General features: G+C 53.0%; 23 protein-coding genes. 6 read left to right on the forward strand and 17 right to left on the reverse strand.

Annotation, left to right across the window (positions count from 1 at the left end):
- Positions 1–64: 64 nt before the first annotated feature.
- The 7 genes from hfq to DX130_RS26400 all read right to left on the reverse strand — a co-directional run bounded on the left by hfq (position 65) and on the right by DX130_RS26400 (position 8,292).
- Positions 65–310, reverse strand: a complete 246-nt coding sequence (gene hfq / locus DX130_RS09115; protein WP_116044566.1) for an RNA chaperone Hfq — start codon at positions 308–310, stop codon at positions 65–67.
- Positions 307–1,338: a tRNA (adenosine(37)-N6)-dimethylallyltransferase MiaA gene (gene miaA / locus DX130_RS09120; RefSeq protein WP_206098811.1), complete on the reverse strand. Its 1,032-nt coding sequence runs from the start codon at positions 1,336–1,338 to the stop codon at positions 307–309. The genes hfq and miaA overlap by 4 nt, the downstream gene beginning before the upstream one ends.
- Complete coding sequence (locus DX130_RS09125; protein ID WP_116044568.1) at positions 1,334–2,113, reverse strand: class I SAM-dependent methyltransferase; 780 nt, start codon at positions 2,111–2,113, stop codon at positions 1,334–1,336. Before DX130_RS09125 ends, miaA begins: the two co-directional genes overlap by 5 nt.
- Positions 2,110–4,488 (reverse strand): DNA mismatch repair endonuclease MutL, encoded by a 2,379-nt coding sequence (gene mutL, locus DX130_RS09130; protein WP_116044569.1) that lies wholly within the window; start codon positions 4,486–4,488, stop codon positions 2,110–2,112. The genes DX130_RS09125 and mutL overlap by 4 nt, the downstream gene beginning before the upstream one ends.
- Before the next feature lie 30 nt (positions 4,489–4,518).
- Positions 4,519–7,218: a DNA mismatch repair protein MutS gene (mutS, locus tag DX130_RS09135; protein ID WP_116044571.1), complete on the reverse strand. Its 2,700-nt coding sequence runs from the start codon at positions 7,216–7,218 to the stop codon at positions 4,519–4,521.
- Complete coding sequence (locus tag DX130_RS26190) at positions 7,197–7,412, reverse strand: hypothetical protein (protein ID WP_133297910.1); 216 nt, start codon at positions 7,410–7,412, stop codon at positions 7,197–7,199. Before DX130_RS26190 ends, mutS begins: the two co-directional genes overlap by 22 nt.
- An 82-nt stretch (positions 7,413–7,494) precedes the next feature.
- Entirely contained in the window at positions 7,495–8,292 is a 798-nt protein-coding gene (locus tag DX130_RS26400) for a putative amidoligase domain-containing protein (RefSeq protein ID WP_165861205.1), read from the reverse strand.
- Here DX130_RS26400 and DX130_RS26405 point away from each other — a divergent pair.
- A complete protein-coding gene (locus DX130_RS26405; protein ID WP_165861206.1) occupies positions 8,270–8,824 on the forward strand; it encodes a hypothetical protein in 555 nt (184 codons plus the stop codon). The two genes, DX130_RS26400 and DX130_RS26405, sit on opposite strands and share 23 nt — an antisense overlap.
- Before the next feature lie 266 nt (positions 8,825–9,090).
- Here DX130_RS26405 and DX130_RS09145 read toward each other — a convergent pair whose 3' ends face one another.
- The 6 genes from DX130_RS09145 to DX130_RS09170 all read right to left on the reverse strand — a co-directional run bounded on the left by DX130_RS09145 (position 9,091) and on the right by DX130_RS09170 (position 15,365).
- On the reverse strand, positions 9,091–9,660 hold the full coding sequence (locus tag DX130_RS09145) for an outer spore coat protein CotE (protein ID WP_116044575.1): 570 nt from the start codon (positions 9,658–9,660) through the stop codon (positions 9,091–9,093).
- Positions 9,661–9,869: 209 nt separating this feature from the next.
- Entirely contained in the window at positions 9,870–10,901 is a 1,032-nt protein-coding gene (locus DX130_RS09150) for an aromatic acid exporter family protein (RefSeq protein ID WP_240644369.1), read from the reverse strand.
- 1 nt (position 10,902) lies between these two features.
- On the reverse strand, positions 10,903–11,685 hold the full coding sequence (locus DX130_RS09155) for an ABC transporter permease (protein ID WP_240644473.1): 783 nt from the start codon (positions 11,683–11,685) through the stop codon (positions 10,903–10,905).
- A gap of 103 nt (positions 11,686–11,788) precedes the next feature.
- On the reverse strand, positions 11,789–12,586 hold the full coding sequence (locus DX130_RS09160; protein ID WP_116044577.1) for an ABC transporter ATP-binding protein: 798 nt from the start codon (positions 12,584–12,586) through the stop codon (positions 11,789–11,791).
- 28 nt (positions 12,587–12,614) lie between these two features.
- Positions 12,615–13,628 (reverse strand): ABC transporter substrate-binding protein, encoded by a 1,014-nt coding sequence (locus tag DX130_RS09165; RefSeq protein WP_116044579.1) that lies wholly within the window; start codon positions 13,626–13,628, stop codon positions 12,615–12,617.
- Positions 13,629–13,850: 222 nt separating this feature from the next.
- Entirely contained in the window at positions 13,851–15,365 is a 1,515-nt protein-coding gene (locus DX130_RS09170) for a carboxypeptidase M32 (RefSeq protein ID WP_116044580.1), read from the reverse strand.
- Between the two features lie 127 nt (positions 15,366–15,492).
- Between DX130_RS09170 and DX130_RS09175 the strand changes: the two genes are divergently transcribed.
- Positions 15,493–15,828 (forward strand): iron-sulfur cluster biosynthesis family protein, encoded by a 336-nt coding sequence (locus DX130_RS09175; protein ID WP_116044582.1) that lies wholly within the window; start codon positions 15,493–15,495, stop codon positions 15,826–15,828.
- Between the two features lie 12 nt (positions 15,829–15,840).
- Positions 15,841–16,398 carry a beta-class carbonic anhydrase gene (locus tag DX130_RS09180; RefSeq protein ID WP_116044583.1) on the forward strand — a complete coding sequence of 186 codons (558 nt, stop codon included), beginning with the start codon at positions 15,841–15,843 and terminating at the stop codon, positions 16,396–16,398.
- A gap of 142 nt (positions 16,399–16,540) precedes the next feature.
- On the opposite strand, the gene dnaN is transcribed toward DX130_RS09180, so the two are convergent.
- The 3 genes from dnaN to DX130_RS09195 form a co-directional block, all read right to left on the reverse strand.
- Positions 16,541–17,686: a DNA polymerase III subunit beta gene (dnaN, locus tag DX130_RS09185; RefSeq protein WP_116044584.1), complete on the reverse strand. Its 1,146-nt coding sequence runs from the start codon at positions 17,684–17,686 to the stop codon at positions 16,541–16,543.
- A gap of 22 nt (positions 17,687–17,708) precedes the next feature.
- Positions 17,709–17,951 (reverse strand): ribbon-helix-helix domain-containing protein, encoded by a 243-nt coding sequence (locus DX130_RS09190; RefSeq protein ID WP_116044585.1) that lies wholly within the window; start codon positions 17,949–17,951, stop codon positions 17,709–17,711.
- A 781-nt stretch (positions 17,952–18,732) separates the two neighbouring features.
- Entirely contained in the window at positions 18,733–19,260 is a 528-nt protein-coding gene (locus DX130_RS09195; RefSeq protein WP_116044586.1) for a DUF309 domain-containing protein, read from the reverse strand.
- 122 nt (positions 19,261–19,382) lie between these two features.
- On the opposite strand from DX130_RS09195, the gene DX130_RS09200 reads away from it, so the two are divergent.
- The 3 genes from DX130_RS09200 to DX130_RS09210 all read left to right on the forward strand — a co-directional run bounded on the left by DX130_RS09200 (position 19,383) and on the right by DX130_RS09210 (position 22,220).
- A complete protein-coding gene (locus DX130_RS09200) occupies positions 19,383–19,829 on the forward strand; it encodes a hypothetical protein (RefSeq protein ID WP_116044588.1) in 447 nt (148 codons plus the stop codon).
- A complete protein-coding gene (locus tag DX130_RS09205; protein WP_116044589.1) occupies positions 19,829–20,122 on the forward strand; it encodes a YxcD family protein in 294 nt (97 codons plus the stop codon). The genes DX130_RS09200 and DX130_RS09205 overlap by 1 nt, the downstream gene beginning before the upstream one ends.
- Before the next feature lie 217 nt (positions 20,123–20,339).
- Positions 20,340–22,220 carry a glycosyl hydrolase family 18 protein gene (locus DX130_RS09210; RefSeq protein ID WP_240644370.1) on the forward strand — a complete coding sequence of 627 codons (1,881 nt, stop codon included), beginning with the start codon at positions 20,340–20,342 and terminating at the stop codon, positions 22,218–22,220.
- 405 nt (positions 22,221–22,625) lie between these two features.
- Here the strand turns inward: DX130_RS09210 and DX130_RS09220 are convergent, their stop codons facing one another.
- Complete coding sequence (locus DX130_RS09220) at positions 22,626–23,285, reverse strand: NAD-dependent epimerase/dehydratase family protein (RefSeq protein ID WP_116044593.1); 660 nt, start codon at positions 23,283–23,285, stop codon at positions 22,626–22,628.
- Positions 23,286–23,320: the final 35 nt, after the last annotated feature.

Below are 23,320 nucleotides of genomic sequence, written 5' to 3' on the forward strand. Positions count from 1 at the left end.
CCTTGCATGCCGCTATCTAGTTAAACGAATCCCTCTATAAGAAAGTTTCACAATGATCGCTAAACTAGCCCTCAGACGGGTTTTGTTCCTGCTGCATCAAAGAAACGTTCCGTTGCGGTACGAAGGTGGAGATTGCGTGCTTGTACACCATCTGCTGACGGCCCTCGCTGTCAATGATAATCGTGAAATTATCAAAGGCTTTAATTACGCCCCGAATTTGAAAACCATTCATCAAAAAAACGGTAACCGGAATGTTATCCTTTCGCAACTGGTTCAGGAACGTATCTTGAATATTGATTGATTTGTTCATTGGACGTTACCCCCGTCTAAAAAAGATTGATTAGAAGTATATTCAAGATGATCTTGAAACTTTCCTGCTATTATAGCATGAATCGAACGCAAATTGTTGTGAAAATTTTCCCCCATATCGAACCAGTGAATATCTCCCATATGCCGGAACCACGACAATTGCCGCTTGGCAAATCTTCTGGTATCCCGCTTCAGCAGCTCAACAGCCGCTTCATAGCTGCATTCCCCCCGCAAGTAACGGGCCAATTCCTTATATCCCAGCGCCTGCATAGGCACAGCATGGGGCGGCAAGTTTCGGGCGAGCAGCCGCTCCACTTCCTCGACCAGTCCATCCCTCAGCATCTCATCGATCCGATGCTCAATACGGCGGTACAGCTCCGCGCGATCCATCGTCAGACCGATCAGAATCAAGTTGTAAGGCGATTCTTTCTTCTGCCCCGCTTGCTGTTCGGTGAATGACTGTCCCGTCGTATGCTGCACTTCAAGCGCGCGGATCACGCGACGGATATCGTTGGGATGCAGCCGCTCGGCGGCCGCCGGGTCCACTTCCGCCAGCTTCCGATGGAGCGCCTCCGCCCCTTGACGCTCGGCATAGGCTTCCATCTCGGCGCGAAAGGCATCGTCCGAGCCTTTATCAGCAAATTGATAATTATAGCAAAGCGATTCAACATACAGCCCTGTTCCGCCTACCACGAATGGCAGCTTTCCTCTAGAGGCGATGTCAGAGATTGCGCCGGCAGCCTCCGCTTGAAAGTCGGCAGCGGAATAAGCCTCCTCCGGCTCCCGTATATCGATAAGATGATGAGGTACGCCTTGACGCTCATCCTCTATAATTTTCGCAGTTCCAATATCCATCGTTCGGTACACTTGCATGGAATCGCCCGATATAATTTCCGCGTTCCATGTCTTGGCTATGCTCAGACTAAGCGCTGTCTTGCCAACAGCTGTCGGGCCGATCAGGACGAGCAGCGGCTGCTTGCCCGCAGCGGTGTCTCCCGCTCGGTCCCCCGTTACTCCCGTTTGATCAATCAATGGTAATCACTCCGTATGCAATTTTCGATGAGTTGAACTGGGTGCGTGTAAAGCCGAGACGCAAAAATTCGTCACTCACGCCGGTTTCCTTCATGATGACCGTTTTCCTCGCGACGCGTTTCGCATGCTCGACGACTTCATGGCTAAGCTCGTCCATATTGGCGAGCGAACGGAACGCGCCTATGGCCGTCGATTCCATAATCGGCTGCCGAAACATCGGGTCGAAGTAGACGATATCCACGCTATTGTCCGGCTGGGAGGCCAGGTAGTCGGCATGATTGCCGTCAAACATCCGAATCCGCCGCATCGCCTCGTTTACTTCCGGCAGGCCGGTATCGTAATGCTGGAGCCCTTGTTTCACTAACGAACATAGGACCGGCTCACTCTCTATGGCGACGACCTCGCCCGTCTCTCCTGCCGCATAGGAGAATACCAAGGCGTCCGCCGCCATACCGGCTGTACAATCGATAATGCGGTCGCCAGGTTCGCAGCGCGACAGCGCAATTAACGGATCGCTCTCTCCCTTGCGCAGACGCTTCACCCGTATAAAAGCCATGCTGGGATGGAAGAACAGCGGCGGCTCTTCCGCATGATCATAATATCTCGTCTCCGTATCCGTAACGATGATCACACGATTGTCACCGCTAAGCTCCAACAGCTTGCGCACAGACATCCTTCTGCGCGGTTTCACAGCTGCCCGAAGCTCTTCAGCCAGCCGACTTGCCTGCTGCATCGATTTTGGCGTCGGCTTAGGGGCCGTTGTAATAATCATGACATCACCCGTTTAAACATTTTTTCGAGCTGATAGGTGGACAAATGAACGATAATCGGCCGGCCGTGCGGACAAGTATAAGGCTGCAAGCAACGAGATAGACGTGCCAGAAGCGCGTCGCCTTCTTCTCTTGTCATTCGGTCGTTGGCTTTGATGGACGCTTTGCAAGCGCACATAATCGCTGCCTTCTCCCTCAGCTTAGTTACATTGATCGATTTGCGTTCCTCGATCAGAAGCTCCGCCATCTCCTCAATAAGCGATTGTTCTTCCCCTTGCGGCATCCACTCCGGATACGCACGGACCAGGAAAGTTTGCGCCCCGAATGGTTCGATCTCGACGCCCGCTTCGCGGAATAGATCCATCATATCCCGCAGCTGCGTCGCATCGCCCGGTGTAAACTCCAAAGTCAGTGGAACAAGCAGACCTTGGCTTGCAGCAACAGGATTCCCAAATTTATGAAGGTAATACTCATAATTGATCCTCTCATGCGCGGCATGCTGGTCAATCAGATAAAGCCCGTCATCCGCCTGAGCAACAATATAGGTACCATGATGCTGACCGATCCAATGCAGCTCAGGAAAGCTTGGGCCCGCATTCGGCGGCTGGTCGGTTGAGCTAACGCCGGATTTGGCGTCGGCATTCTCCAGTGTTGACGCCGGCCCTTCCTCTATCGAGCTCGATGAATCGATAGCCCCTCCTGCCTTATCAGAAGCCGACGGCTCATTATCGATGCGAGCGGAATCCGGCGGCATTGGCCGAGACGATCCCGCACCCTCTACAGTTCCTCCGTTATTACTCTCGCTCCCATATGACTCCTGTGCCGGTTCCCGCCATGCCCAGTCGCCTTCGCGCGGATCAGACGACGATCCGGACGGTGCGTATAGTCTCTCTGTAGCATCCCGCGGCACCTGCTCCCGGTAGAGGGACTCTGTCACCCGGGATGATCGATCAGAGCGGCCACCTTGTGGGGCTGAACTGCCTCCTTGCTGGACTGAACGACGCTCATCTTTGCCGTTTGCTGACCAGTCCTCACTTCTGGCAGAGGTTGAATCAGGCGCTGCCGCTCCTCCACTTGGCGAGCGAACCGCACCATCAAAGCGCGAAGACCCTCTCGACTCTTCCTGAAGAGGAGCTGACGATCGCTCGATACGGGGATGGGCATCGGTTCGATCGGCGCCTCTATGAACGGTCGCTTCCGAAGCAGCTGCCGCTTCGGAACGAGCCGAAGGCAGAGAGACGGCATCAACTGCTCCAGATGCCGCCGGATCTGCAGATGCGCTTCCTTGTACAGATTCACCTATGCGGTCCGCGATATGGAATGAAATAGCATCCTGCACATATTGCAGCTTAGAACGGCTGCTCCCCGTCGATGCTCCAGGTATGTAACGATGGGCACCAAGCGCCGCCTTCACCGTTCGCTCGATCAATGCTCGCAGTTCCATCTCTTTGCTGAATCGCACCTCCATCTTCGAAGGATGTACGTTCACATCCAGCAGTCCGGGATGCATGCCTAACTCCAGTACCACAAGCGGGAACCGGTTGATAGGGAGCAGCGTGTGATAGGCTTGCAGCAGCGATTGGTTGATAGCATGGCTGCGGATATATCGACCGTTCACGACAGCCGTAATACCGTTGCGATTAGCCCGAGTCAGATCCGGCTTCGACAGGAATCCGGTCAATTCATAATCGGCATCCGAGCCGTCTACGGGAAGCATGGCTTTGGCTGCGCTTGTCCCGTAGATGGCGGCAATGACCTGCAGTCGATCACCGGTACCCATCGTGCGGAGCAATACGTTGCTGTTATGTTTGAGCGTAAAAGCAATACCGGGATGAGCTAGCGCCAGCCGATTAATATAATCGGAGATGTGGCCCAGCTCCGTCTGGATCGATTTCATATATTTGAGCCTTGCAGGCGTATTGTAGAATAGGTCGCGCACACTCATATTCGTGCCTCGCGGGGCATTGGCCGGCTCGTCGGCTGTCACCTTCCCGGCTTCGATCACCAGCTTGCGCGCAAGTCCGCTGTCCGTATTGGAGGAGATGCATGTCAGTCTTGAGACCGCCGCGATACTCGGCAGCGCCTCGCCTCTGAAGCCCAAGCTCGCGATCCGGAACAGATCGCTGCTTGTCGAGATTTTGCTCGTCGCATGACGCTGGAAGGCGGTGGCAATATCTTCAGGATCGATACCGCCTCCGTTATCGGACACCCGGATCAACGTCAGACCGCCCTCTTCAATGACGATATCAACCTCCGTACTGCCAGCGTCAATCGCATTTTCGACAAGTTCCTTGACGACAGAGGAGGGCCTCTCCACCACTTCGCCGGCCGCAATCTGATTCGCCAGCTGCTCATCCAACACTTTAATTTTCGACATCTCGTCACGCTCCTTCCGTAATGGACGGCTTTACTCTCTCAATTTTGCTTTATTGTCATTCAGCCACTGCATCGCCATCATTGGCGTCATATTAAACAGATCCAGATTGCGAAGCTCTTCCGCCAGCTGCTCCGCTTTTGGCGACGCTTTGCGCGCCTTCGGCAACTCAGCAGCCGCCGCCGCTTCCCCGAACATGGACAGTTGAACGACAGGTCCTGCCTTGCTAGTATCAGACTCTGCTACGATTGCCGGTTCCTTGGTCGCAGGGAGACTGTAAGGGGCAGAAGCCCTGTTCTCCACTTGAGGAGTCGAATTTGCGTCTTGAGTTGTCTGCCGCCCAGTTATGCCACTATCCGTCTCATCCAGCAGCTCATATGCCCTGCTGATAATCGAATTCGGCAGTCCAGCCAACTGAGCGCAATAGATGCCATAGCTGGTGCTTGCCGCGCCTGGTATCAGCTTACGCAGGAACGTCACGTCATCTCCACTTTCCTCTACAGCCATACGGACGTTCGAGAGCGAAGCCAGTGAATCTTCCAGATGCGCGAGCTCATGGAAATGCGTCGATACAAGCGCTTTACAGCCAATGTGGTGATGGACATATTCGATGACGGCCTGAGCAATCGCCATGCCTTCGCCTGTTGAGGTGCCTCTGCCAAGTTCATCAATAATGACCAGGCTCGCGGATGTCGCTTTCTCGGTCATCGTTTGAATATCCTTCATCTCGACCATGAATGTGCTCTGGCCGCCGATCAGATCATCTGCTGCGCCGATCCGTGTGAAAATCCTATCAACAAGTGGAAGCACTGCCGACTTCGCAGGAACGAAGCAGCCGATCTGCGCCATAACGCTTATAAGCGCCGCTTGTCGCATATAGGTGCTTTTGCCCGCCATGTTCGGGCCCGTAATGAGCAGAATACGCTGTTCCTCCGCGCTTAATCGTGTATCGTTGGCGATGAATGATTCTCCGTCCATCATCGCTTCCACAACGGGATGTCGTCCCTCGGCAACGGCAACCTCGAACCCTTCCGTCATACTAGGTCTTATATATCTGCGCTCGGCGCTGACCGTTGCGAACGACTGGTACACATCCAGTTCCGCAATCATCGTCGCTGCCTGCTGCAAGCGATGAAGATGCAGGGCGATATGGTCGCGCAGCTCCAGGAATCTCGCATGCTCCAAATCAACCATCTTGTCCTCTGCTTCGAGGATGAGGCGTTCCTTCTCCTTCAGTTCCGGCGTGACGAATCGCTCGGCATTGGCCAGCGTCTGCTTCCGCTCGTAACGGCCTTCCGGCAGCATCGACAGATTGGTCTTGGACACTTCGAGGTAGTAACCGAACACTTTGTTGTAGCCGATCTTCAGCGATTTAATGCCCGTCGACTCGCGCTCCGTTCTCTCCAGCTCGGCCAGCCACTTCTTGCCGTTTGTGCTCGCTTCGCGTAGCTGGTCCAGATAGTCGTCATAGCCTGCACGAATCAGTCCGCCTTCCCGGATGGATACGGGAGGTTCTTCGACGATAACCGTCTCAATCATATCTGCCAAGTCGGCGCAATCGTCCGCGTCCCGCACCAGTTCTTGCAGCACGGCAGATCCCGATGCAGCGCATAAGGCCGTTAGTGACGGGATACGGCGCAGCGAGCTCTTGAGCGCGTTCAGATCACGTCCGTTCGCATTGCCGAACGCGACCCGGCCTACAAGCCGCTCCAAGTCGTAAATCGGAGACAGCTCGGCGCGAACATCCTCCCGCAGAATGAGATCGCGGTACAGCGTCTCTACCGCATCAAGGCGGCGATCGATCGCGCTGCGGCTGAGCAACGGCTTGTCGATCCAGCGACGCAGCAGCCTGGCTCCCATAGAGGTGCCTGTCCGGTCCAGCAGCCAGAGCAACGAGCCCTTTTTGCTGCGGTCCCGTACGGTCTCGGTCAGCTCCAGATTGCGCCTTGTATAGTGATCCAGAATCATAAATTGATTCGGTTCATAGGATTTGATCGTCGTCACATGGCCAAGGGAGCGCTTCTGCGTCTCCTCCAAGTAACCCGTCAGGACGCTGACCGCCTTAAATCTGGCCTCCGGCAAGCCTGCGAGCTGCTCCTCCCCGAATTGCGCAGCCACGCGCTCACGAGATACGGCGCTGCGCTCTGTCAGCGGAATCTGGCGGCTCCACGCTGCGTTGCCGGACAGTACCTGAATGAGTCCGTCGTCCCCAACAACCTCAGATGGAGCATACACGTTCAGCTCATCCATCATTGAAGCCGCAGAATCCGGGAATGAGGTAACATAAAGCTCTCCCGTCGACAAATCACAAGCAGCAACGCCCAGCATCCCGCCTGCCGATGCAACCGAAGCGATAAAGTTGTTCGACTTGCCCTCCAGTGACTTGGCCTCCATAACCGTGCCCGGTGTCACGATGCGGACAATTTCCCGGCGCACGACGCCCTTAGCGACTGATGGATCTTCCACCTGCTCGCAGATCGCCACTTTATAGCCCTTCTCAATCAGGCGGTTAATATAGTTTTCCGCGGAATGATAGGGAACTCCGCACATCGGAATTTTGCCGTTGCCGCCGCCCTCCCTGCCCGTAAGCGTAATCTCCAGCTCGCGCGAAGCGTTAATGGCATCATCAAAAAACATTTCATAGAAATCGCCCAATCGGAAAAACAGGAATGCGTCCTTCGCTTCCTCCTTCACGGACAAATATTGCTGAATCATCGGAGTATAACCGGCCATTTCTTCGTTCCTCCCGATATGTACTTGATCATAACTAACGTGTATGCATGAAGAACCGCCGCTCTACTATTGAAGCGGCTTGTCCTATAAAGCGGTCTGATCAGATAGGGCTGTCCGAACGGCGCAGCATCCAGCCCTGGCGCATCTCTGCGCAGTAGCTGAATCTCCCGTTCAGTATCAAGCCATCTCTTCATTATACCAACCGAAAGGAGTCTAGGCTATAACCTGAACAGAGGATATCGGGATTAACGGCGATGCTCTGTTGTATCCATAAGCTTAATCTGTCGGAAAAGGAATACGCCATTTCGTCCGTATATCCTTGCTTTCGTCCCATGTCTTTCCTTGCCGCGCCGACTCGAACAGGGGCTCGATGTAGCGAGCCAGCGGCGCGTAGCTATCAGTCGCGGAGACGGCCTCGGCGACCGCATCCAGACAGCCGGCCAGTTCCCTGCGGTCGCCGGTGTAGTAAGCTTCCGCGAAGCGCTCCTCCTGCGCCGGCATGCGCGGCATGCGCAGCGCCTCCCGCGCGCAGAGCAGCGCAAGCGCGAACGCGGCCTTCGCCGCTGCCGGCGACACGAGCCAGCTCGGCAGCGTGCGATACTCGAACCCGCCATGCGGCTGCGGGCGGAAGTCCCCGAGCGCGCCATAGCGGGGACGGCGCCCCCGCCCGGCGGGGTCCTCCACCAGCGCGAGCGGATATGCCGCGCAGCAGTCCAGCAGGCGGAGCAATCGGCCGGTAAGCGGCGCTCCGCTAATATGGATGTGCCCGCCGAGCGCCAGCCCCGGCAAGGGCATCGCCCCGGCGACCCAGCGCAGCTCAGGGTCGCCGATCCGGGCAGCGGCGCGCGCGAGCAGCCGCCGCACATTCGCGGCAAGCGCGGCGGGCGTCTCCGCCGGCTCGGGCCGCAGCTCGGCGACGGGATAGAGCAGCCGTCGCCCGATATACATCGCGTCGGCGCCGGCTGCGCCCCTGGCGCCCTCGCCGAAAAACCGCGACGCCGGGACCAGCTTGCCCGCCGGCGTCAACAGCGCGAACTCGGGATCAGCGCCAATGAGCAGCCGCCTCCCCTGCATCCCTGCTATAGCGGCGGCATACCTCGCCGCAAACAGCCGCGCCAGCTCCGCGCCTTGCAGCGTATCCGCCGCAAGCGGCCACGCCGCCACAATGGCGGCGCGCCCCTCGTCGCTCAGCGCTACCTCGGCTTCGCCGATCTCCAGCCCGAGTGCATACAACGCCCGCACTGCAACTCTGGCCACCCGACGCAGCGGCGGGGCATCCGGCCATCCCTCAGCGGCGAGCGACAGTGAGCGGCCGCCTGCAAGCCGGTGGATCGCGTACGGCTCCAGATTGACGACCGTCACTCGATATACCCTTGCGTCCGTTCCTGCATCTTCCTTGCAGCTAAGTCCTGCCCGCTTCCATATCCGGTATCGCTGCTCCGCATTCATGCTTGCAGCTTGGGGAGCGCCAGCGTTCACAACCCACATTCCGTCGAAAGCGTCGACCGCAATCGCGGTTCGCAGCGACGAGACGATAACCGCATCTCCCGTCTGTGCCTTTGCTCCTGTCGCTACAGTACCACTGTCCGCAGAATGCTTCTCTTGAGGCTCTGCAGGCAATACGAAGGCCAGATCCCTGTCATCCCCTCGCCAAAGCCAAGTCGATGCCATCGCCAACCGCCTCTTTCCCGTCAAACTACTTGTGATGCCTTCCATTTGCATTCGCAATTGTTGCTCCATCGCACTCTGCCTGCCAGGTCATCCGCCTAAATAGGGCAATGGTCAAAAAAAAGGAGGGCTTTCGCCCTCGAATTTGCCGAACAATCGGCATATACTGCGTTATCCGCTCCAATCGCGGAAGAGTTCATTCCCTTACAGCTCGTCGTCCAGCAGGTCGGCGTCCAGATCCTCATAGTCACCGTCGTCATCGCCGAGACTGAAATCCAGATCCTTGTCGTCCAGGTCGTCGCAACCGCCTGGAATTACCGCTACGCATACCTTCGTCTCGGCGATCATCTCCACCGCGAACTCGCGCTCCACCCGAACGATGACGCTTGCTCCGTTAGAAGAGATATTCGCTTCGATACAGTTAGGCTCCTGGAGCACTTCCGCAGACACTTCCTCCGTGGAAACCCTATGTTTAGGATCTACATACGAGAGCGGCACATTTTCGACGAATTGTACGGATTCTTTGGCTACATCTGTTTGCGAGTTTTTGTTGTACGAATACCAAATGTTGATATCGTAAGTACCGATCACCTCAATACCGTCGCCCGAACGAACCGCTTCATACTGATGGTTGATGATCCATGCGCCCAGTATACTGGTCGGATGGTGAGGCGGTGTAACGGTATGGGTTACAGTGGAAAACTTACGACCTTTGCCGCAGACAGCTTTAGTAATAATTTCTCTGCACTGTAGCTGTTTATCTGCAATAGTCATTGATTTAACCTCCTCCATACAATCATTCAATTAAAGTGTATGCAGGTCATAGGCGTTTGTTGATTAAACGAGTCTAATCAACGAAATTTATTTTACATGCCTCCTGCGGCAAAGCGCCATTCCCCGCAGGAAACGAATGCAAGGCCGTCGGTAACATTCTTTCTGTACATATATATTCATACGCAGCCGAAAATATGAAATAAAGCAGCTCAAATTGCGCCGCTGCTCCTTCTTTCCGCTCCAGCACGATCGTTTTTCTTCTTCATGCGCTTCGCCACCGCCAAATAACGGTCCACCTCATGAAGCAGCGTAAGCAGCGCCGCGCGAATCTCGAACTCTTCCCGCGTCTTCGGCAGCTCCATCGCCCGGAAAGAACGCATGAGCTCGAATACCATGCCCTCCGCTTTTCCTTGATAGACTTCCGATTTGACGTCACCAGCAAGCCTCTCCAGAAGCTCGGCGATCAGCTCACCCTGCGGCCACTTTTCGTAGACGAGCGAAAGCTCCGCCAGCATTTGCTGAATCGAATAGAGCTGCTGTCTGCGCATCTCGAAGTAGCCGGACCAATAGGAGGAAGATTCCTGATACCATAAACGGTTCTCCGAATTGCGGATAGATCGTTTCGTTCCCTCGTCTATAATACGGTGCGCATCCAACAGCTCCGAGCCGTTCCACAGACGGGACGGATCACGCAGCGTTGCAGCCATCTCGCAAAAGATCGTGCTAAGCGAGTTCTCCAGTTGTGAGCGCACAGCCAGCAATTCCTTCCCGTCTTTGGGCATATAGATAAAGTTAATCGCCGTCGCCCAGCCCAGACCTACGAACAGAAGCAGGATCTCATTGCCCAAAAAAGAAGGCGTAACTTGTCCGTGCGTAAACAAATGAAAGACGATAACGGCGCTCGTAATAATGCCGTCCTTCAGATGAAACCTGGAGAGAATCGGGAACGAAACCATGATGTAGATGGCCACCGCCCAATAGTGGAATCCGAATACCGTAAAAATAAGCGAAGCGAAAAAAAGACCCAGCACCGAGGCGACGAAACGGGCAAAAGCGCTCTTCAGCCCCTTCATCCGCGTCACCTCAACGCCGAGTATGGCCAGCATGCCAGCCGACAATGCCGGCTCCAATCCCAAATAATATGCCGTATAAATCGCAGCAATAGCCGCAATGGCTGTCTTAATTACCCGTATACCCATCCTGATGCCCTCAAATCCGGTAGAATATTGTACTTCCATCATCCTACCGCTCCCGCCAGCCCTCCGTCAACCGCTTCTCCAGCGCCGCGACCAACTGATACATGATCGTGGCCACCATTCCGATAACGACAAGGCTGGAGAGGACAAGCGTAAAGTTGAATACTTGAAAGCCATATATAATTTGATAACCAAGACCCACTCTTGCCACAAGAAACTCCCCTACAATGACGCCGACCCAAGCGAGTCCCACATTCACCTTCAATGTCGCAATAATGACGGGAAACGAACCGGGCAAAATGACAAGCCGGAATAACTGCAACCGCGTCGCGCCAAATAAACGTACGACCTTTATAAAGCCGGAATCAATCTCCCTGAACCGATTGTAAATATTGATCGTCGTAATAATAACCGTAACCGACAGCGTGATCGCTACAATCGACATGAACCCCGGACCCAAACCTACAATGAATATAGGACCCAACGCGACTTTGGGCATGCTGTTCAAAACGACCAGATAGGGGTCCAGCACGCGTGACAGGAAGGGGAACCACCAAAGAAGCGCGGCAATGACCGTTCCCAGAATGGTGCCAAGCGCGAAGCCCACTACCGTCTCCGAAACCGTCGCTCCCACATGCGGCCATATCGAGCCATTCGCAGCTGTCCTGACAATCTGCTCAAGCAGCTTGCTGGGGTAGCTGAACAACAGCGGATCGATCCACTTATTCCGACCTGCCGCTTCCCACAAACCTAAGAACAAAACGAGCAGTGCAAGCTGCGTCGTGCCAACCGCCCAGGACAGCGATCTGGATTTGCGTTTATGCGTCATGTACAGAGAATCCATTAAGGCTGCACGATCATCCTTAATTCCGGACAATCTTAACCGATGATCCGCTTCCTCATGGTTCGGTATTTCTTTATTCGAATCTCCATTATTTATCGCTCTCACCTCCGCCTGCGTCGACTGTATCGAGCTCCGACCACAGCTCCTCGAATAGCAATTGGAAGCCCGTCAGCTTGCGAGCTGTCATAGGGTCCGCATCTCTGATCTCAGCCGGAACTACGATTTCCTTGCGAATATGCCCCGGGTTGCGGCCCAGCACAATGACCCGATCACTCATCGCTGCGGCCTCCGCAAGGTCATGGGTGACGAGAACGGCGGTTTTGCCCAGCTTTCTGAGCGTTTGCACGACCAAGTCCTCAAGCTGGAGCTTAATGTGTAGATCTAGCGCCGAAAATGGCTCATCCAGCAACAGCACATTCGGTTCCGTAACCAGCGTCCTAGCAAGTGCCACTCTCTGACGCATGCCGCCAGACAGCTCATGCGGATATCGGTGTCCGGACTCGCCAAGTCCCAGCTCCGCCAGCCACCAGTCCACCGCTTCCATCGTCTTCCGATTTTTCAATCGGTTAATTTCCAGTCCGATTGCTGCATTATCTCTGATGGTACGCCACGGAAACAGAAAATCTTGCTGCAGCATATACCCAACCTTAGGTGTTGGCCCGCTTACCGCTTCCCCGCCAAGCAGCACCTTTCCCTTCGTGGGCGGGAATAGTCCCGCCAGTAAGCTGAGCAGCGTTGTCTTGCCGCAGCCGCTGGGTCCGACAAGGCTGACGAACTCCCCTTGCGCCACAGAGAGATCAATATCCTCGACGGCCAGCGACGCTCCTTTGTCATTCACATACACATGAGAGAGCCGCTGCAGCGCCAGCGCCGGAGTATCCTTCATTCCATCGCCCCCTCGCATTTGGAATCCGCTATTGCTTTACCGCAGCGATAGCTTCCTTAGCAAACTCGGTATTTACCAAGACACCATGCTCCGGCCGCTTATCGAGCTCCCCTGCGGACGTGATGACATCAATCAGATTGTTCCATTCCGCTTCATCCACAATCGGATCCGTTGCGAATGAACCTTGCTGCTTGTAGCGGTCTATGGAGCTGACAAGAATGTCGCGGTCGACGTTCTCGAAGTACGGCAGCACAACATCGGCAATCTCATCTGCGCTATGGGCCGCAACCCAGTTCTGCGCTTTATAGACGGCATTGGTGAACGCCTGAACGTCTTTCTTATTCTTCTTGATAAAGCTTTCTTTCGTCATAAATACGGTATAGGGCAGATGTCCGCTCTCTGTACCGAAAGACGCAACGACATGTCCTCTGCCTTCCTTCTCGAAGATCGAGGCTGTCGGCTCGAACAATTGCACGTAATCGCCCGTCCCTGACGAGAACGCTGCCGGAATATTGGCGAAGTCAACATTCTGGATCAATTCCAGATCATGATGCGGATCGATGCCATTTTTCTTCATGGCAAATTCTCCGGCCATCTGCGGCATGCCGCCCACTCTTTGACCCAGGAAGACGCTGCCCTTAAGCGAGTTCCAATCGAAGTTGTCGATCTTCTCTCTTGCAACAAGGAATGTGCCGTCCGTTTGCGTCAGCTGCGCAAAATTAATGACCGGATCATCTGCGCCTTGCTGATACACATAGATCGATGTCTCCGAACCAACAAGCGCCACATCGATGACATTCGAGAGTAGCGCCGTCATCGTCTTGTCGCCGCCGGGCGTTGTCGTCAATTCAATCTTCAGCCCTTCTTCTTCAAAGAAGCCTTTCTCAATCGCTACGTATTGCGGCGCGTAGAACAACGACCGCGTCACCTCTCCGATCCGGATGAGCTTCTTGTCCGAATCTCCCCCTCCGCAGCCTGCAAGGGCCGCGGTTGCCGCCAGCATAAACGCAAGCAGCAGCGTGCCATATGCACGTTTGCTCATAACCATACCTCCCGCCAATAGGCAAAAATAGATGTACCACAGCCTATGCGGGATCCCTTGACACGGTGATAGCAAGGTTGACATGATCACAAAAACTGGCTGACCTTCTAATAGGAAAGGCCAACCAGATAGAATATGCTGGCTGGCCTTTCCTAAAAAAAGCCGGTTCGCGCTCGTCTCTCGACGGCTGCGAACCGGCTTTCTTCTATTATATGCAAACCGTTACAGCTTATAGATATCCGTATATTTCTTCGTCAAGTAATCGACCAGATATTGGGGATCCAGCGCCTTGCCCGTAACGGATTGCACCAGCTCGGATGGCGTACGGAGTTTGCCGTACTTGTAGATACGCTCAGCCAGCCAATCCTTGATCGGATGCAGATCACCATTGCCGACCAACGACCACATACCAGCAAGCTCCCGCTCCATCGTGTCTGCGAACTGAGCGGCATACATATTGCCAAGCGAATAGGATGGGAAGTAGCCGAATGCGCCGCCCGACCAATGAACGTCCTGGAGTACGCCCTCTGCGTCATTAGGAGGCGTGATGCCGAGGTATTCCTTATACTTGTCGTTCCACAAGGCAGGCAGATCAGCCGCTCTCGCTCCGCCATTGAAGATCAGCTTCTCCATCTCATAACGGATAATGATATGAAGGTTATACGTCAGCTCATCGGCTTCAATACGGATCAGCGACGGCTGAACGATATTGTTGCCTCGATAGAACTGATCCACAGATACGTCTAGCTGACCGGGGAATTGCTTCTGCAAATTGCCAAAGTAACGTTCCCAGAACGGACGGCTGCGGCCAATCACATTTTCCCAGAAGCGTGACTGCGATTCGTGTATGCCCATCGAAGTACCTGTGCACAACGTCGTATTCGTCAGCTCCGGCATAATATTCTGCTCATAGAGCGCGTGACCGCCTTCATGAATGGTGCCGAACAATGCGCTCGTCACGTCATTCTCCAAGTACCTGGTCGTAATGCGCACATCACCCGGGTTAAGGCCCGTCGCGAATGGATGCGCACTTTCGTCAAGACGACCCGCCTCGAAGTTGTAGCCCATCTGCTGAAGAATAAATAGACTGAATTCCTTCTGGGCGGACTTATCGAACGATTGACGCAGGAAAGCGGTATCTGGCTGGTGCGGCGAAGCTGCGATTGCAGCGGATAGCGGCACCAGCTTGTCGCGCAAGCCGCCGAATATGCTGTCTAGCTGCGCTACCGTCATGCCGGGCTCATATTGGTCGAGCAGCACATCATAACGGGTATCCTTCACGCCCCAGAGATCAATGAATTGGTTCGTAGAAGTTATCACTTTGTCCAGGTAGGGCTGGAAGCCGGCGTAGTCGTTATTCTCCTTCGCTTCCTCCCACTTGTTCTCCGTCTGCGCAGTCAGCACAACATATTCCTGGTACAGCTTCGGCGGGATCTTCACGCTGCGGTCGTAATCCTTGCGCGTCTCGGTGACAAGACGGCGATCAATCTCCGACAACTCTTCATTCGCGCCCTTCTCTTCCAGCGCGGACAGCAGCTCGCCAAGTTCCGGCGATGTCGATACTTTAAACATATCTGCTGATAGAATGCCGATAGATTCCGATCGCGTATCCATTCCCTTGCGCGGCGCCCCTGTGCGCAAATCCCAGTAGAGCAAGCCTAGCGCTTCCTCATAGCTTTTAATTTTATGTACGGTATCTCTGAATTGGCTCAATACGGTTCCGTTTGCTTCCGTCATTTGTCCTATCCGCCTCTCTAACCGGCAATTCAATCGCTCGGTATGCTTGATCTTGGAGTATTCACTCCTTATAATCATCTTAAACCTGCATGGTCGGCATTCGCAACATGAGAAGGAGAGATTTTTGATGCATATTACATTTTCCCAGTCAGCTGCAAGCCGATTGGCTCCATTATTGGAAGACGGTTCGGCAAAGCTTAAGCTGCTTCACGATACGGAAGGCTGCGGCTGCGTCATGAGCGGCGTTCCGGCACTTCAGCTCGTACGCGAAGCAACGGTTGACGATAAGGAAGCGACGGGCGATCCGTTCCCTTTCCTCTACGAACCACGGCATGAGGTGTTCTACGAACCGCAATTGAAGGTCGACTTCAATCCGGCAACCAACAGCTTCTCCTTGCGCAGCGACAATCAGACCTATACGACGCAGCTGCGTTTAATTTCTTTGTCATCATCCAATCACTAGGAGGAGTACCACGTGGGCAAGATCGACGATATTCTGACCTATAATGAACAGTTTGTCTCCACCAAAGCCTATGAACAATACGCCACAAGCAAATTTCCCGACAAACGAATGGTCATCCTCACCTGCATGGACACCAGGCTAACCGAGCTGCTGCCCAAGTCGATGAACCTCAAAAACGGTGATGCCAAAATTATTAAAACAGCGGGAGGCATCATTACCCAGCCCTTCGGAAGCGTTATGCGAAGCGTGCTGGTTGCCCTCTACGAGCTTCAAGCCGACGAAGTATTCGTCGTGGGCCATCACAATTGCGGCATGACGGGACTTAATCCACAAGAAATCATTCAGCATATGACAGAGCGCGGCGTGCCGGAATCCACCATCGAGACATTAAAGAATTCCGGTGTCAATCTGCTCCGCTGGCTGAGAGGCTTCGACAACGTGCGGGACAGCGTCGTGAACAGCGTCAGCATCATTCGCAATCATCCCCTGCTTCCCGCGGACATTCTCGTTCACGGCTTGATCATTGATCCCGATACGGGCGAGTTGGAGTTGGTTGACAAGGGCGAATAAAAGCGCCATGCAAGATCGGTTGTCCAAGAAGAGGGTGCTAGCCAATGGCTGCTCCCTCTTCTTCTGGCTATCTGGCAGTTCTCATCAGTCAGCTTCCTAAACCCTTTACCGTTTACGATTCAACCGTTCGTTATCCAGTTGCTTAAGCAGGTTTGTTTTCGTACTGGGAGGTGAGCACAGGCGTCAGAATAAACAAGGCATCTCTAGGCTCCTGAATCGGAATGATCACAACGGGACACCGGCTTCCCGTAAGCTGAAGACTGACGTGCTCAGTTCCAATACATCGTATAATTTCCGTTAAAAACAACCCATTCAGCGCTATCGCAAAATGCTCACCATGCGCATATTGCAGCTCTACCTCGTCTACGACCTCTCCGATCTCTGCCGTCTTCGAAAACAGCTTCAAACGGTCATTCTCTAAGGTCAGCCTGATGATCGAGCTATTCGCTAATACGGATACACGTTCCACAGCTCTTAACAAAGCTTCGCTTTTCAGCCGAATTTCCGTTTGGAACGAAGCTGGCACCAGCTTAGTCATGACTGGCATACTGCCCTCCAGCAGAGCGGATAACAGTTGCAGTCTCCCATTTCTAAAAAGAATAGATTTGGCATTCGCTTCAATATGTATCCGTTCATCCTCTTCCCCGATCAACTTATAAAGTTCAGATAACGTTTTGCTCGGAATGACGATACTTTCGCTCGATACCCTCCCCGACAACGGAATAACGCGATGGGCCAGTTGAACGCCGTCTGTCGCCATAAGCTCAAGCGAATGGTCACGAAATGTCGCAGAAACGCCAGTGAATACAGACCTTGTCTCCGATGCCGACGTTGCAATCAGAACTTGCCGGATAGCGGCTCGGAAGGGGACAGCGGGAACATCAAAGCTTGTGCTGCCTGAATCCCGGATCGACGGGATAATCGGGAATGAACCGGGATCAACTCCCTGAAGCCGGAATCGGGAATGTCCAGACGTAATGACGATTCTATTGTGATCATCACTTTCCATCGTCAACCAACCCGGATCCAACCGTTGAATAATATTTTGCAATATTTTCGCCGGTACAACTAAAGCTCCAGTCTGCCCCACAGCAAGATCGGACTGTGGATCATTCTGAATGCTAACCTCAATCGTCATTGCCATATTGCTTGCCGTCAGCCTTACCTCCTCAGCTTGCACACTTATATGTAGGCCTGTGAGCAATGGAATTACAGGATGGGCTGATACAGCCTTCCCCGTCTGCCTCAGCGCTTGAAGCATCGCTTCTCTTGTTATTCGGATCCACATTCCGATTCACCCCAATCTCCGCTTAATGGGAATCAGCATAATAGGTTTCGATTATAAGCCGCATCATCTCCGAACGAGATAGCCGATTCTCCTCTCGATCATTCTCCAACCGATCCCATAGCTCCTGAGGCAGTGTCACCGATACCTTCTTTGTCACGCCTATAGCCTTGCGGCCCGCCCCTTCCCGAAGACCGCCTCTCGTAAACGAAAAACCGAGCTGCCCTTCTTTGTTGGATAAGACGACCTTTACTTCTTTATCGCTCATGGTATCAATCGCCTCTCTTATGATTAAGGTTACTTTAATCATTATTCACTAGTTAAAGTGTATCATACCGAAGATATTCTTACAATAGTTGGCGGATAATCGGTGGTATGTTAGACGACAGCAGACGGTGAATCTTTAAAGAAAAGCAAAAAAAGACAGATCCGAAGATCTGTCCCCAGAGTGTCGATAAAGTCCTTTGGACTATTCGGCTATTTTTATGCGGTGGCTCGGCTCATAGGAGAAAAATTGATTCAAATCGCTCCAAGAACTAAGATTATTACTCATTTTGTTTTTCTGTCATTTGTTTTAGAAGCAACGGATATCTCATCTGACTGAAGGCGTTGAGACCGACTTAAGGCTGACTCGGAGTGGCCATCATGGCATTAGGGCGGTGAAACCGACTTAAAGCGGACTCGAAGCGGCCATCATGGACATTAGGGCGGTGAAACCGACTTAAAGCGGACTCGAAGCGGCCTTCGTGGACATTAGGGCGGTGAGAACGTCTTAGAGCGGACTCGGAGCGATCTTCATGGACATTAGCCGACTAAAACATCTATGATCAGCATCAGCGCCCACCTTCTATGGGCGGCAGTGACAATGTGTAGCTGCCAGACAGCTTTCAACTCTTAGAGGGGGTTACTTATAGGTATTCTCAGCCTGTTGAGACTTTCTCAACAGGCTGAAGACAGATCCGAAGATCTGTCCCGCTGTTGTGTAATTGTGAATAGTTGACAACTGGCCATCCACGGACCCGCCCGTTCATGCCATCCCCATTGTTCTGTTACGAGAGCCTGTCAGCGCGCTTCTGCCGCAAAGCTTCCTCCCGTGCGGCAACGACCATCGATCGGTCACGAAGAAGATGACGATCAATAATCTCTTGATCCCCCATCGGACTGGCACTCCCCCACACCAACCCGCGTGCTTGGCAAGCCTGCCTGCATAATCGAGCCAGTTCTTCGTCCTGCAGCTTGAACTCTATATCTCGGAACATTGTTCCGTTTTCAACTGCCAGTCGTCGCTCTGCAAGCTGTACTAGAAGCTCCCCGCTATCCAAGCCTAACTGCTCTAGTTGATCGACTGCAAGCTTTCGTTCCGCGCTTTCATACATTTTGGCAGCGCCCCGCCTATTGCCGCGCCGTTCATGATATTGCCCCACCGCAATCTGGATCAGTCCGACCCATGTGTCGGCCAGCCCGTCATGTGGATGCTCCTTCCAATATTCCTCCAATTGCTCATGACACTCGAAGTAGTCGCGCGTTGCATGAAATTCTACCAGATACGCAATATAAGCATCAGGGTATTTGCCCATAAAGAGCTGCCTCCTGTCTATTTCAAAAAAATTTTAAAAAAATGAAACCTTCGTTCATCTTATCCGTATTTCAGGATGATAGCAATATATGCACATCACCAAGCAGGAGGAGAAAGATCATAATGAAAAAAGGAATTCTCGTAATGCTGGCTCTTACTTTGTTCTTGAGCTTCGGTTTCGGACAAGTAGCAGACGCCAAACGCGGCGGCGGCATGAAATCGCCGAAACAAAGCTTCACCCAAACGCCTAAGAAAACGGACAACGTCAATCAGTCCAATCCAGGCACAAAAGCAGGTGCAACACCAGGCGCAACGGCGGGTGCTGCCAAATCCGGCGGTTTGTTCGGCGGCAGCGGCTTGATGAAGGGTCTTATGCTCGGCGGTCTAGCCGGCATGTTGTTCGGAGGATTGTTCGGCGGCATGGGCGCATTTGGCGAGATTTTGGGACTATTGATCAACGTGATGGCAATCTTTGCGGTCATTCTGCTTATTCGCGTTGCTTGGGTCTACCTTCGCAACAACAAGAATAAGAACAACAACGGTACGCCTGATCAACGGAGACCTTACTAATCGTGAGAATCTATACCGATGAGATTATAAATGCGGTGTGCCTTAACTATGCCGAGCGCAGAGGTGTGCAGCCTTCCGAGATTGAGGTGCAGCTCTCCTGGGATGAGGAATACGGCTACACCGCAGAGCTTTGGGTTTCCGGCCGCAGTCAATATTTGATCGAATCCAACTTGCTGGAATCGATCGAGCAATACATGCATTCTCATTACAATCGAAGAGTTTTCCGCTCTGATATCAAGCTGGATATTGACGAGGATGCAGGGGAATTTTTTGCAGATATTGCAGATCAATAGCTATCAAGCTTTAAAGGAAGAAGCAGTGCTTTCGGGCGTTGCTTCTTTTCTTTGCCCTCCCCTGTTCACTTCGTCATGCCGGCTCTAAGATTGCCACTATTTTCATCTCGTTGTTATAGCAACTCCCTCCCCCTATCTTGCGTCTAATAGAGTAGATTGCGAGAGGAGAGTGGTACTAATACGTAACACAAAACGAATAAGCATGGTGGTGGCGCTCATGTTGCTGCTTCAGTCGTTCATGACGCCTGGGGCGAATATAGCAGATGCGGCGCAAGCTACCAAGTTTCGGGTCTACCAGTATGACAAGGCACTCAAGGAATTTGCGAAGGAAGCCGATGCCATCCGGTATGCTCAAAGCTTCAACTACAGTCATGTCGAGCAGATTGCGGACCGCAAGTGGCTATGGAACAATTTCCCGAGGTATAAAGTGTACCAGCGCGGCGAATCCAACACTAGGCTGGAATTCCGTACGTATCAGGAAGCGTTGAATGTAGCCAAAACCTTGAAGGATGTACATATCCGTGATTTGCAAAATGTTGGCTGGGTGTACGACTCCTACCCACGATACCAACTTTACCAGGGTGATAAAACATTGCCGAATTGGTCCTTCCAAACGCTGGATGATGCCAAAAAAGAAGCTGTAAAATGGGGCAATGCGCATATTATCGATCTGTCCACGAACAAATGGATTTGGGATAATCTGACCGCTGCTCAGGTGAGCGCGCAAAGCGCAGGAACAGCCCTCTACCAACTGGTGGTGGACGGCGAACCTGTTGCGGACAGCAAGCTGTATTCCTTCCTGAAAAACGCGATAGCAGATTCTGCCGCCATCGCAAACAGTCAGGTTGTTCATACCGCTCGGAATGAAGTCGTGCATTCCAACGTTCCATCCTTTGAGGTAAGACAGAACAGCAAGCTCATCAGAACGTATATCGGTCTTGACGATGCGGTCAAATACGCCAAGACGCTGGCGAATGCGGAAGTATTGCAAAGCGGTAAGGCACTCTGGTCCAGCTATCCGTATCTGGAAGTGTTCCAGGGCGACCAGAAGATCAAGACGTTCCATCTCTTGGATTCTGCGCTGTCATACGCTAAGGATTATGCCAATACCACCATCCGTACGTTGGATGGACGCATATTGTGGAGCAATATCAAGACGCTTCAGATTTTGGGATGGAACGGCAGCAGCGCAAGCTCTACCATTCTGAGCCATGTTGCCAACACGCAAGGCTTGTCGATTGACTCGCCTACTTGGTTCGAGCTGACAGCGGCCGACGGCACATTAAAAGATTCTTCGGATGGGGCTGTAGTAAAGGCGCTCAAGGAGAAGGGCATACTAGTAACGCCACTCATCCACAACGGCTTTAATCGGAAGATGACAACGGAGTTTTTGAAAAGTGCTGCTGCACAGCAAAAATTCATTGACGCACTTGTGAAGCGTTCCGCCGAGCTTGGCGTTCATGGCATCAACCTCGACTTCGAAGAAGTGGCCGGCGCCGATCGTGCGGCTTACACCGCTTTCGTGAAGCAACTGACAGCTGCGGCGCATGCCAAAGGGCTGAAAGTATCCATCGACCTGCCGCGCGGCAGCGTTAGCTGGAATCATCTTACCGCTTACGATCACGCGGCAATCGGCGCTATTGTAGACACCGTCATCATCATGGCTTATGACGAGCATTGGAAAGGCAGCGACAAACCCGGCTCCGTCGCCGGGCTGAAGTGGGTCGAAGATGGCGTCAAGCAATATCTCGACTACGGCATTCCCCGCAGCAAGCTCATGCTTGGCATGCCATTCTATGTCAGAGAGTGGCGGATCGCGCCTGACGGCAAGCTCGTTGACAATCGCGCCATCTTCATGAAGGAGATTCCTAAGCTCATCGTCGACACAGGAGCCAAAGGCGAATTCGACGCTGTCTCCGGCCAGTGGAAGTATACGTACAGCAAAGACGGCTTTACGCATGTCTTCTGGGCTGAGACGCATGATACGGTCCTCGCCAGAATTGCCATTGCCAAGAAATACGATCTCGCTGGCGTAGCTGCATGGCGACTTGGCTACGAGGATGCTGAGCTCTGGACGAAAATTCTAAGAGCGAAATAATTAAACGCAAGAAACTATATGCTGATGCAAAAAGTAAGGGGCCGTCTCAAACGTATATTCATTTACGTGAAAGATGGTTCAGCTGAGCGATATAGTTGCAATTATGATTAATGGCGATGCACAGGATCTCATTCCTGTCATCGCCATTTTTTGCTTTCAGTCGGTTGCCGTCCCATAAGTTGCGCGCCATTTCTCCAATGATCCCAATTGTTCTCACTTCAAGTAGGCGCAGTTTTCTCCCCGTCATTTCCTGCATCACGAAGACGATTACGAGCAACTTTTCGAGAAGCTGCTTCGACTTTCCCCAAATGTCGTTTAGCCTAATTAGCTGTGTGAGACCATCCGTTTTCGCTGTCTGCTGGGCAAATTATTTAATAGTGGCGACTAGCTCTAACGATTTCATGGCTATTCTGGATGGGCAAGCTTGGCCATATCGAGATTATCCACGATTTTCTTCTCGTATCCCTTCTGGACAATATGAATCATGGACAATCCCAATTCCTTCAGCGTTGTGACATGACGCGGGATCAGCTTGCGCAGCATCGGATACAGCAAACCCAGCACCTTGTAGTAGGCATGCGAATGGCTAAGTCCCTCCGTTGGATGAATATAGCCGGGACGAAACATATAGGCATCCTTGAACGGGAGGCGAAGCAAAGCATTTTCCGTTCTGCCCTTAACCCTGGCCCACATGCTCCTGCCTTGCTCGCTACTGTCGGTACCTCCACCAGTGACATAGCAGAATACCATCTCCGGGTTTTGATCGGCTAAGATTCCGGCTACATGAAGCGTCAAATCATAGGTTACTCTCGTATATTCCGCTTCGCTCTTGCCGATTGAAGATACGCCGAGGCAGAAGAAACAGGCATCGTATCCCGCAAGCTCCCCCGCAAATGTCTCCAGATGCAGAAGATCATCATGAATTACTTCTTTAATCTTGTCGTGAACGACACCGCTCGGCCTCCTGCTTAGAAGCAGAATCTCCTTCACATCCGGATGAAGAAGGCATTCATGCATGACCCCTTCTCCGACCATGCCGGTTGCCCCTGTAATGATTACTTTCATCGTCCGCACCGCCCTATCCCTTTAATTGAATCATA

Origin of the sequence: Paenibacillus paeoniae (genome assembly GCF_003388735.1) — a bacterium.
Lineage (GTDB): Bacteria > Bacillota > Bacilli > Paenibacillales > Paenibacillaceae > Pristimantibacillus > Pristimantibacillus paeoniae.

What these genes read in the sequence shown, in the direction of transcription:
- hfq (WP_116044566.1), bottom strand. Translation starts at nt 310, where the DNA reads ATGAACAAATCAATCAATATTCAAGATACGTTCCTGAACCAGTTGCGA.
- DX130_RS09125 (WP_116044568.1), bottom strand. Translation starts at nt 2,113, where the DNA reads ATGATTATTACAACGGCCCCTAAGCCGACGCCAAAATCGATGCAGCAG.
- mutL (WP_116044569.1), bottom strand. Translation starts at nt 4,488, where the DNA reads ATGTCGAAAATTAAAGTGTTGGATGAGCAGCTGGCGAATCAGATTGCG.
- mutS (WP_116044571.1), bottom strand. Translation starts at nt 7,218, where the DNA reads ATGGCCGGTTATACTCCGATGATTCAGCAATATTTGTCCGTGAAGGAG.
- DX130_RS26190 (WP_133297910.1), bottom strand. Translation starts at nt 7,412, where the DNA reads ATGAAGAGATGGCTTGATACTGAACGGGAGATTCAGCTACTGCGCAGA.
- DX130_RS26405 (WP_165861206.1), top strand. Translation starts at nt 8,270, where the DNA reads ATGAGCAGCCGCCTCCCCTGCATCCCTGCTATAGCGGCGGCATACCTC.
- DX130_RS26400 (WP_165861205.1), bottom strand. Translation starts at nt 8,292, where the DNA reads ATGCAGGGGAGGCGGCTGCTCATTGGCGCTGATCCCGAGTTCGCGCTG.
- DX130_RS09145 (WP_116044575.1), bottom strand. Translation starts at nt 9,660, where the DNA reads ATGACTATTGCAGATAAACAGCTACAGTGCAGAGAAATTATTACTAAA.
- DX130_RS09150 (WP_240644369.1), bottom strand. Translation starts at nt 10,901, where the DNA reads ATGATGGAAGTACAATATTCTACCGGATTTGAGGGCATCAGGATGGGT.
- DX130_RS09155 (WP_240644473.1), bottom strand. Translation starts at nt 11,685, where the DNA reads ATGACGCATAAACGCAAATCCAGATCGCTGTCCTGGGCGGTTGGCACG.
- DX130_RS09160 (WP_116044577.1), bottom strand. Translation starts at nt 12,586, where the DNA reads ATGAAGGATACTCCGGCGCTGGCGCTGCAGCGGCTCTCTCATGTGTAT.
- DX130_RS09165 (WP_116044579.1), bottom strand. Translation starts at nt 13,628, where the DNA reads ATGAGCAAACGTGCATATGGCACGCTGCTGCTTGCGTTTATGCTGGCG.
- DX130_RS09170 (WP_116044580.1), bottom strand. Translation starts at nt 15,365, where the DNA reads ATGACGGAAGCAAACGGAACCGTATTGAGCCAATTCAGAGATACCGTA.
- DX130_RS09175 (WP_116044582.1), top strand. Translation starts at nt 15,493, where the DNA reads ATGCATATTACATTTTCCCAGTCAGCTGCAAGCCGATTGGCTCCATTA.
- dnaN (WP_116044584.1), bottom strand. Translation starts at nt 17,686, where the DNA reads ATGTGGATCCGAATAACAAGAGAAGCGATGCTTCAAGCGCTGAGGCAG.
- DX130_RS09190 (WP_116044585.1), bottom strand. Translation starts at nt 17,951, where the DNA reads ATGAGCGATAAAGAAGTAAAGGTCGTCTTATCCAACAAAGAAGGGCAG.
- DX130_RS09195 (WP_116044586.1), bottom strand. Translation starts at nt 19,260, where the DNA reads ATGGGCAAATACCCTGATGCTTATATTGCGTATCTGGTAGAATTTCAT.
- DX130_RS09200 (WP_116044588.1), top strand. Translation starts at nt 19,383, where the DNA reads ATGAAAAAAGGAATTCTCGTAATGCTGGCTCTTACTTTGTTCTTGAGC.
- DX130_RS09210 (WP_240644370.1), top strand. Translation starts at nt 20,340, where the DNA reads ATGTTGCTGCTTCAGTCGTTCATGACGCCTGGGGCGAATATAGCAGAT.
- DX130_RS09220 (WP_116044593.1), bottom strand. Translation starts at nt 23,285, where the DNA reads ATGAAAGTAATCATTACAGGGGCAACCGGCATGGTCGGAGAAGGGGTC.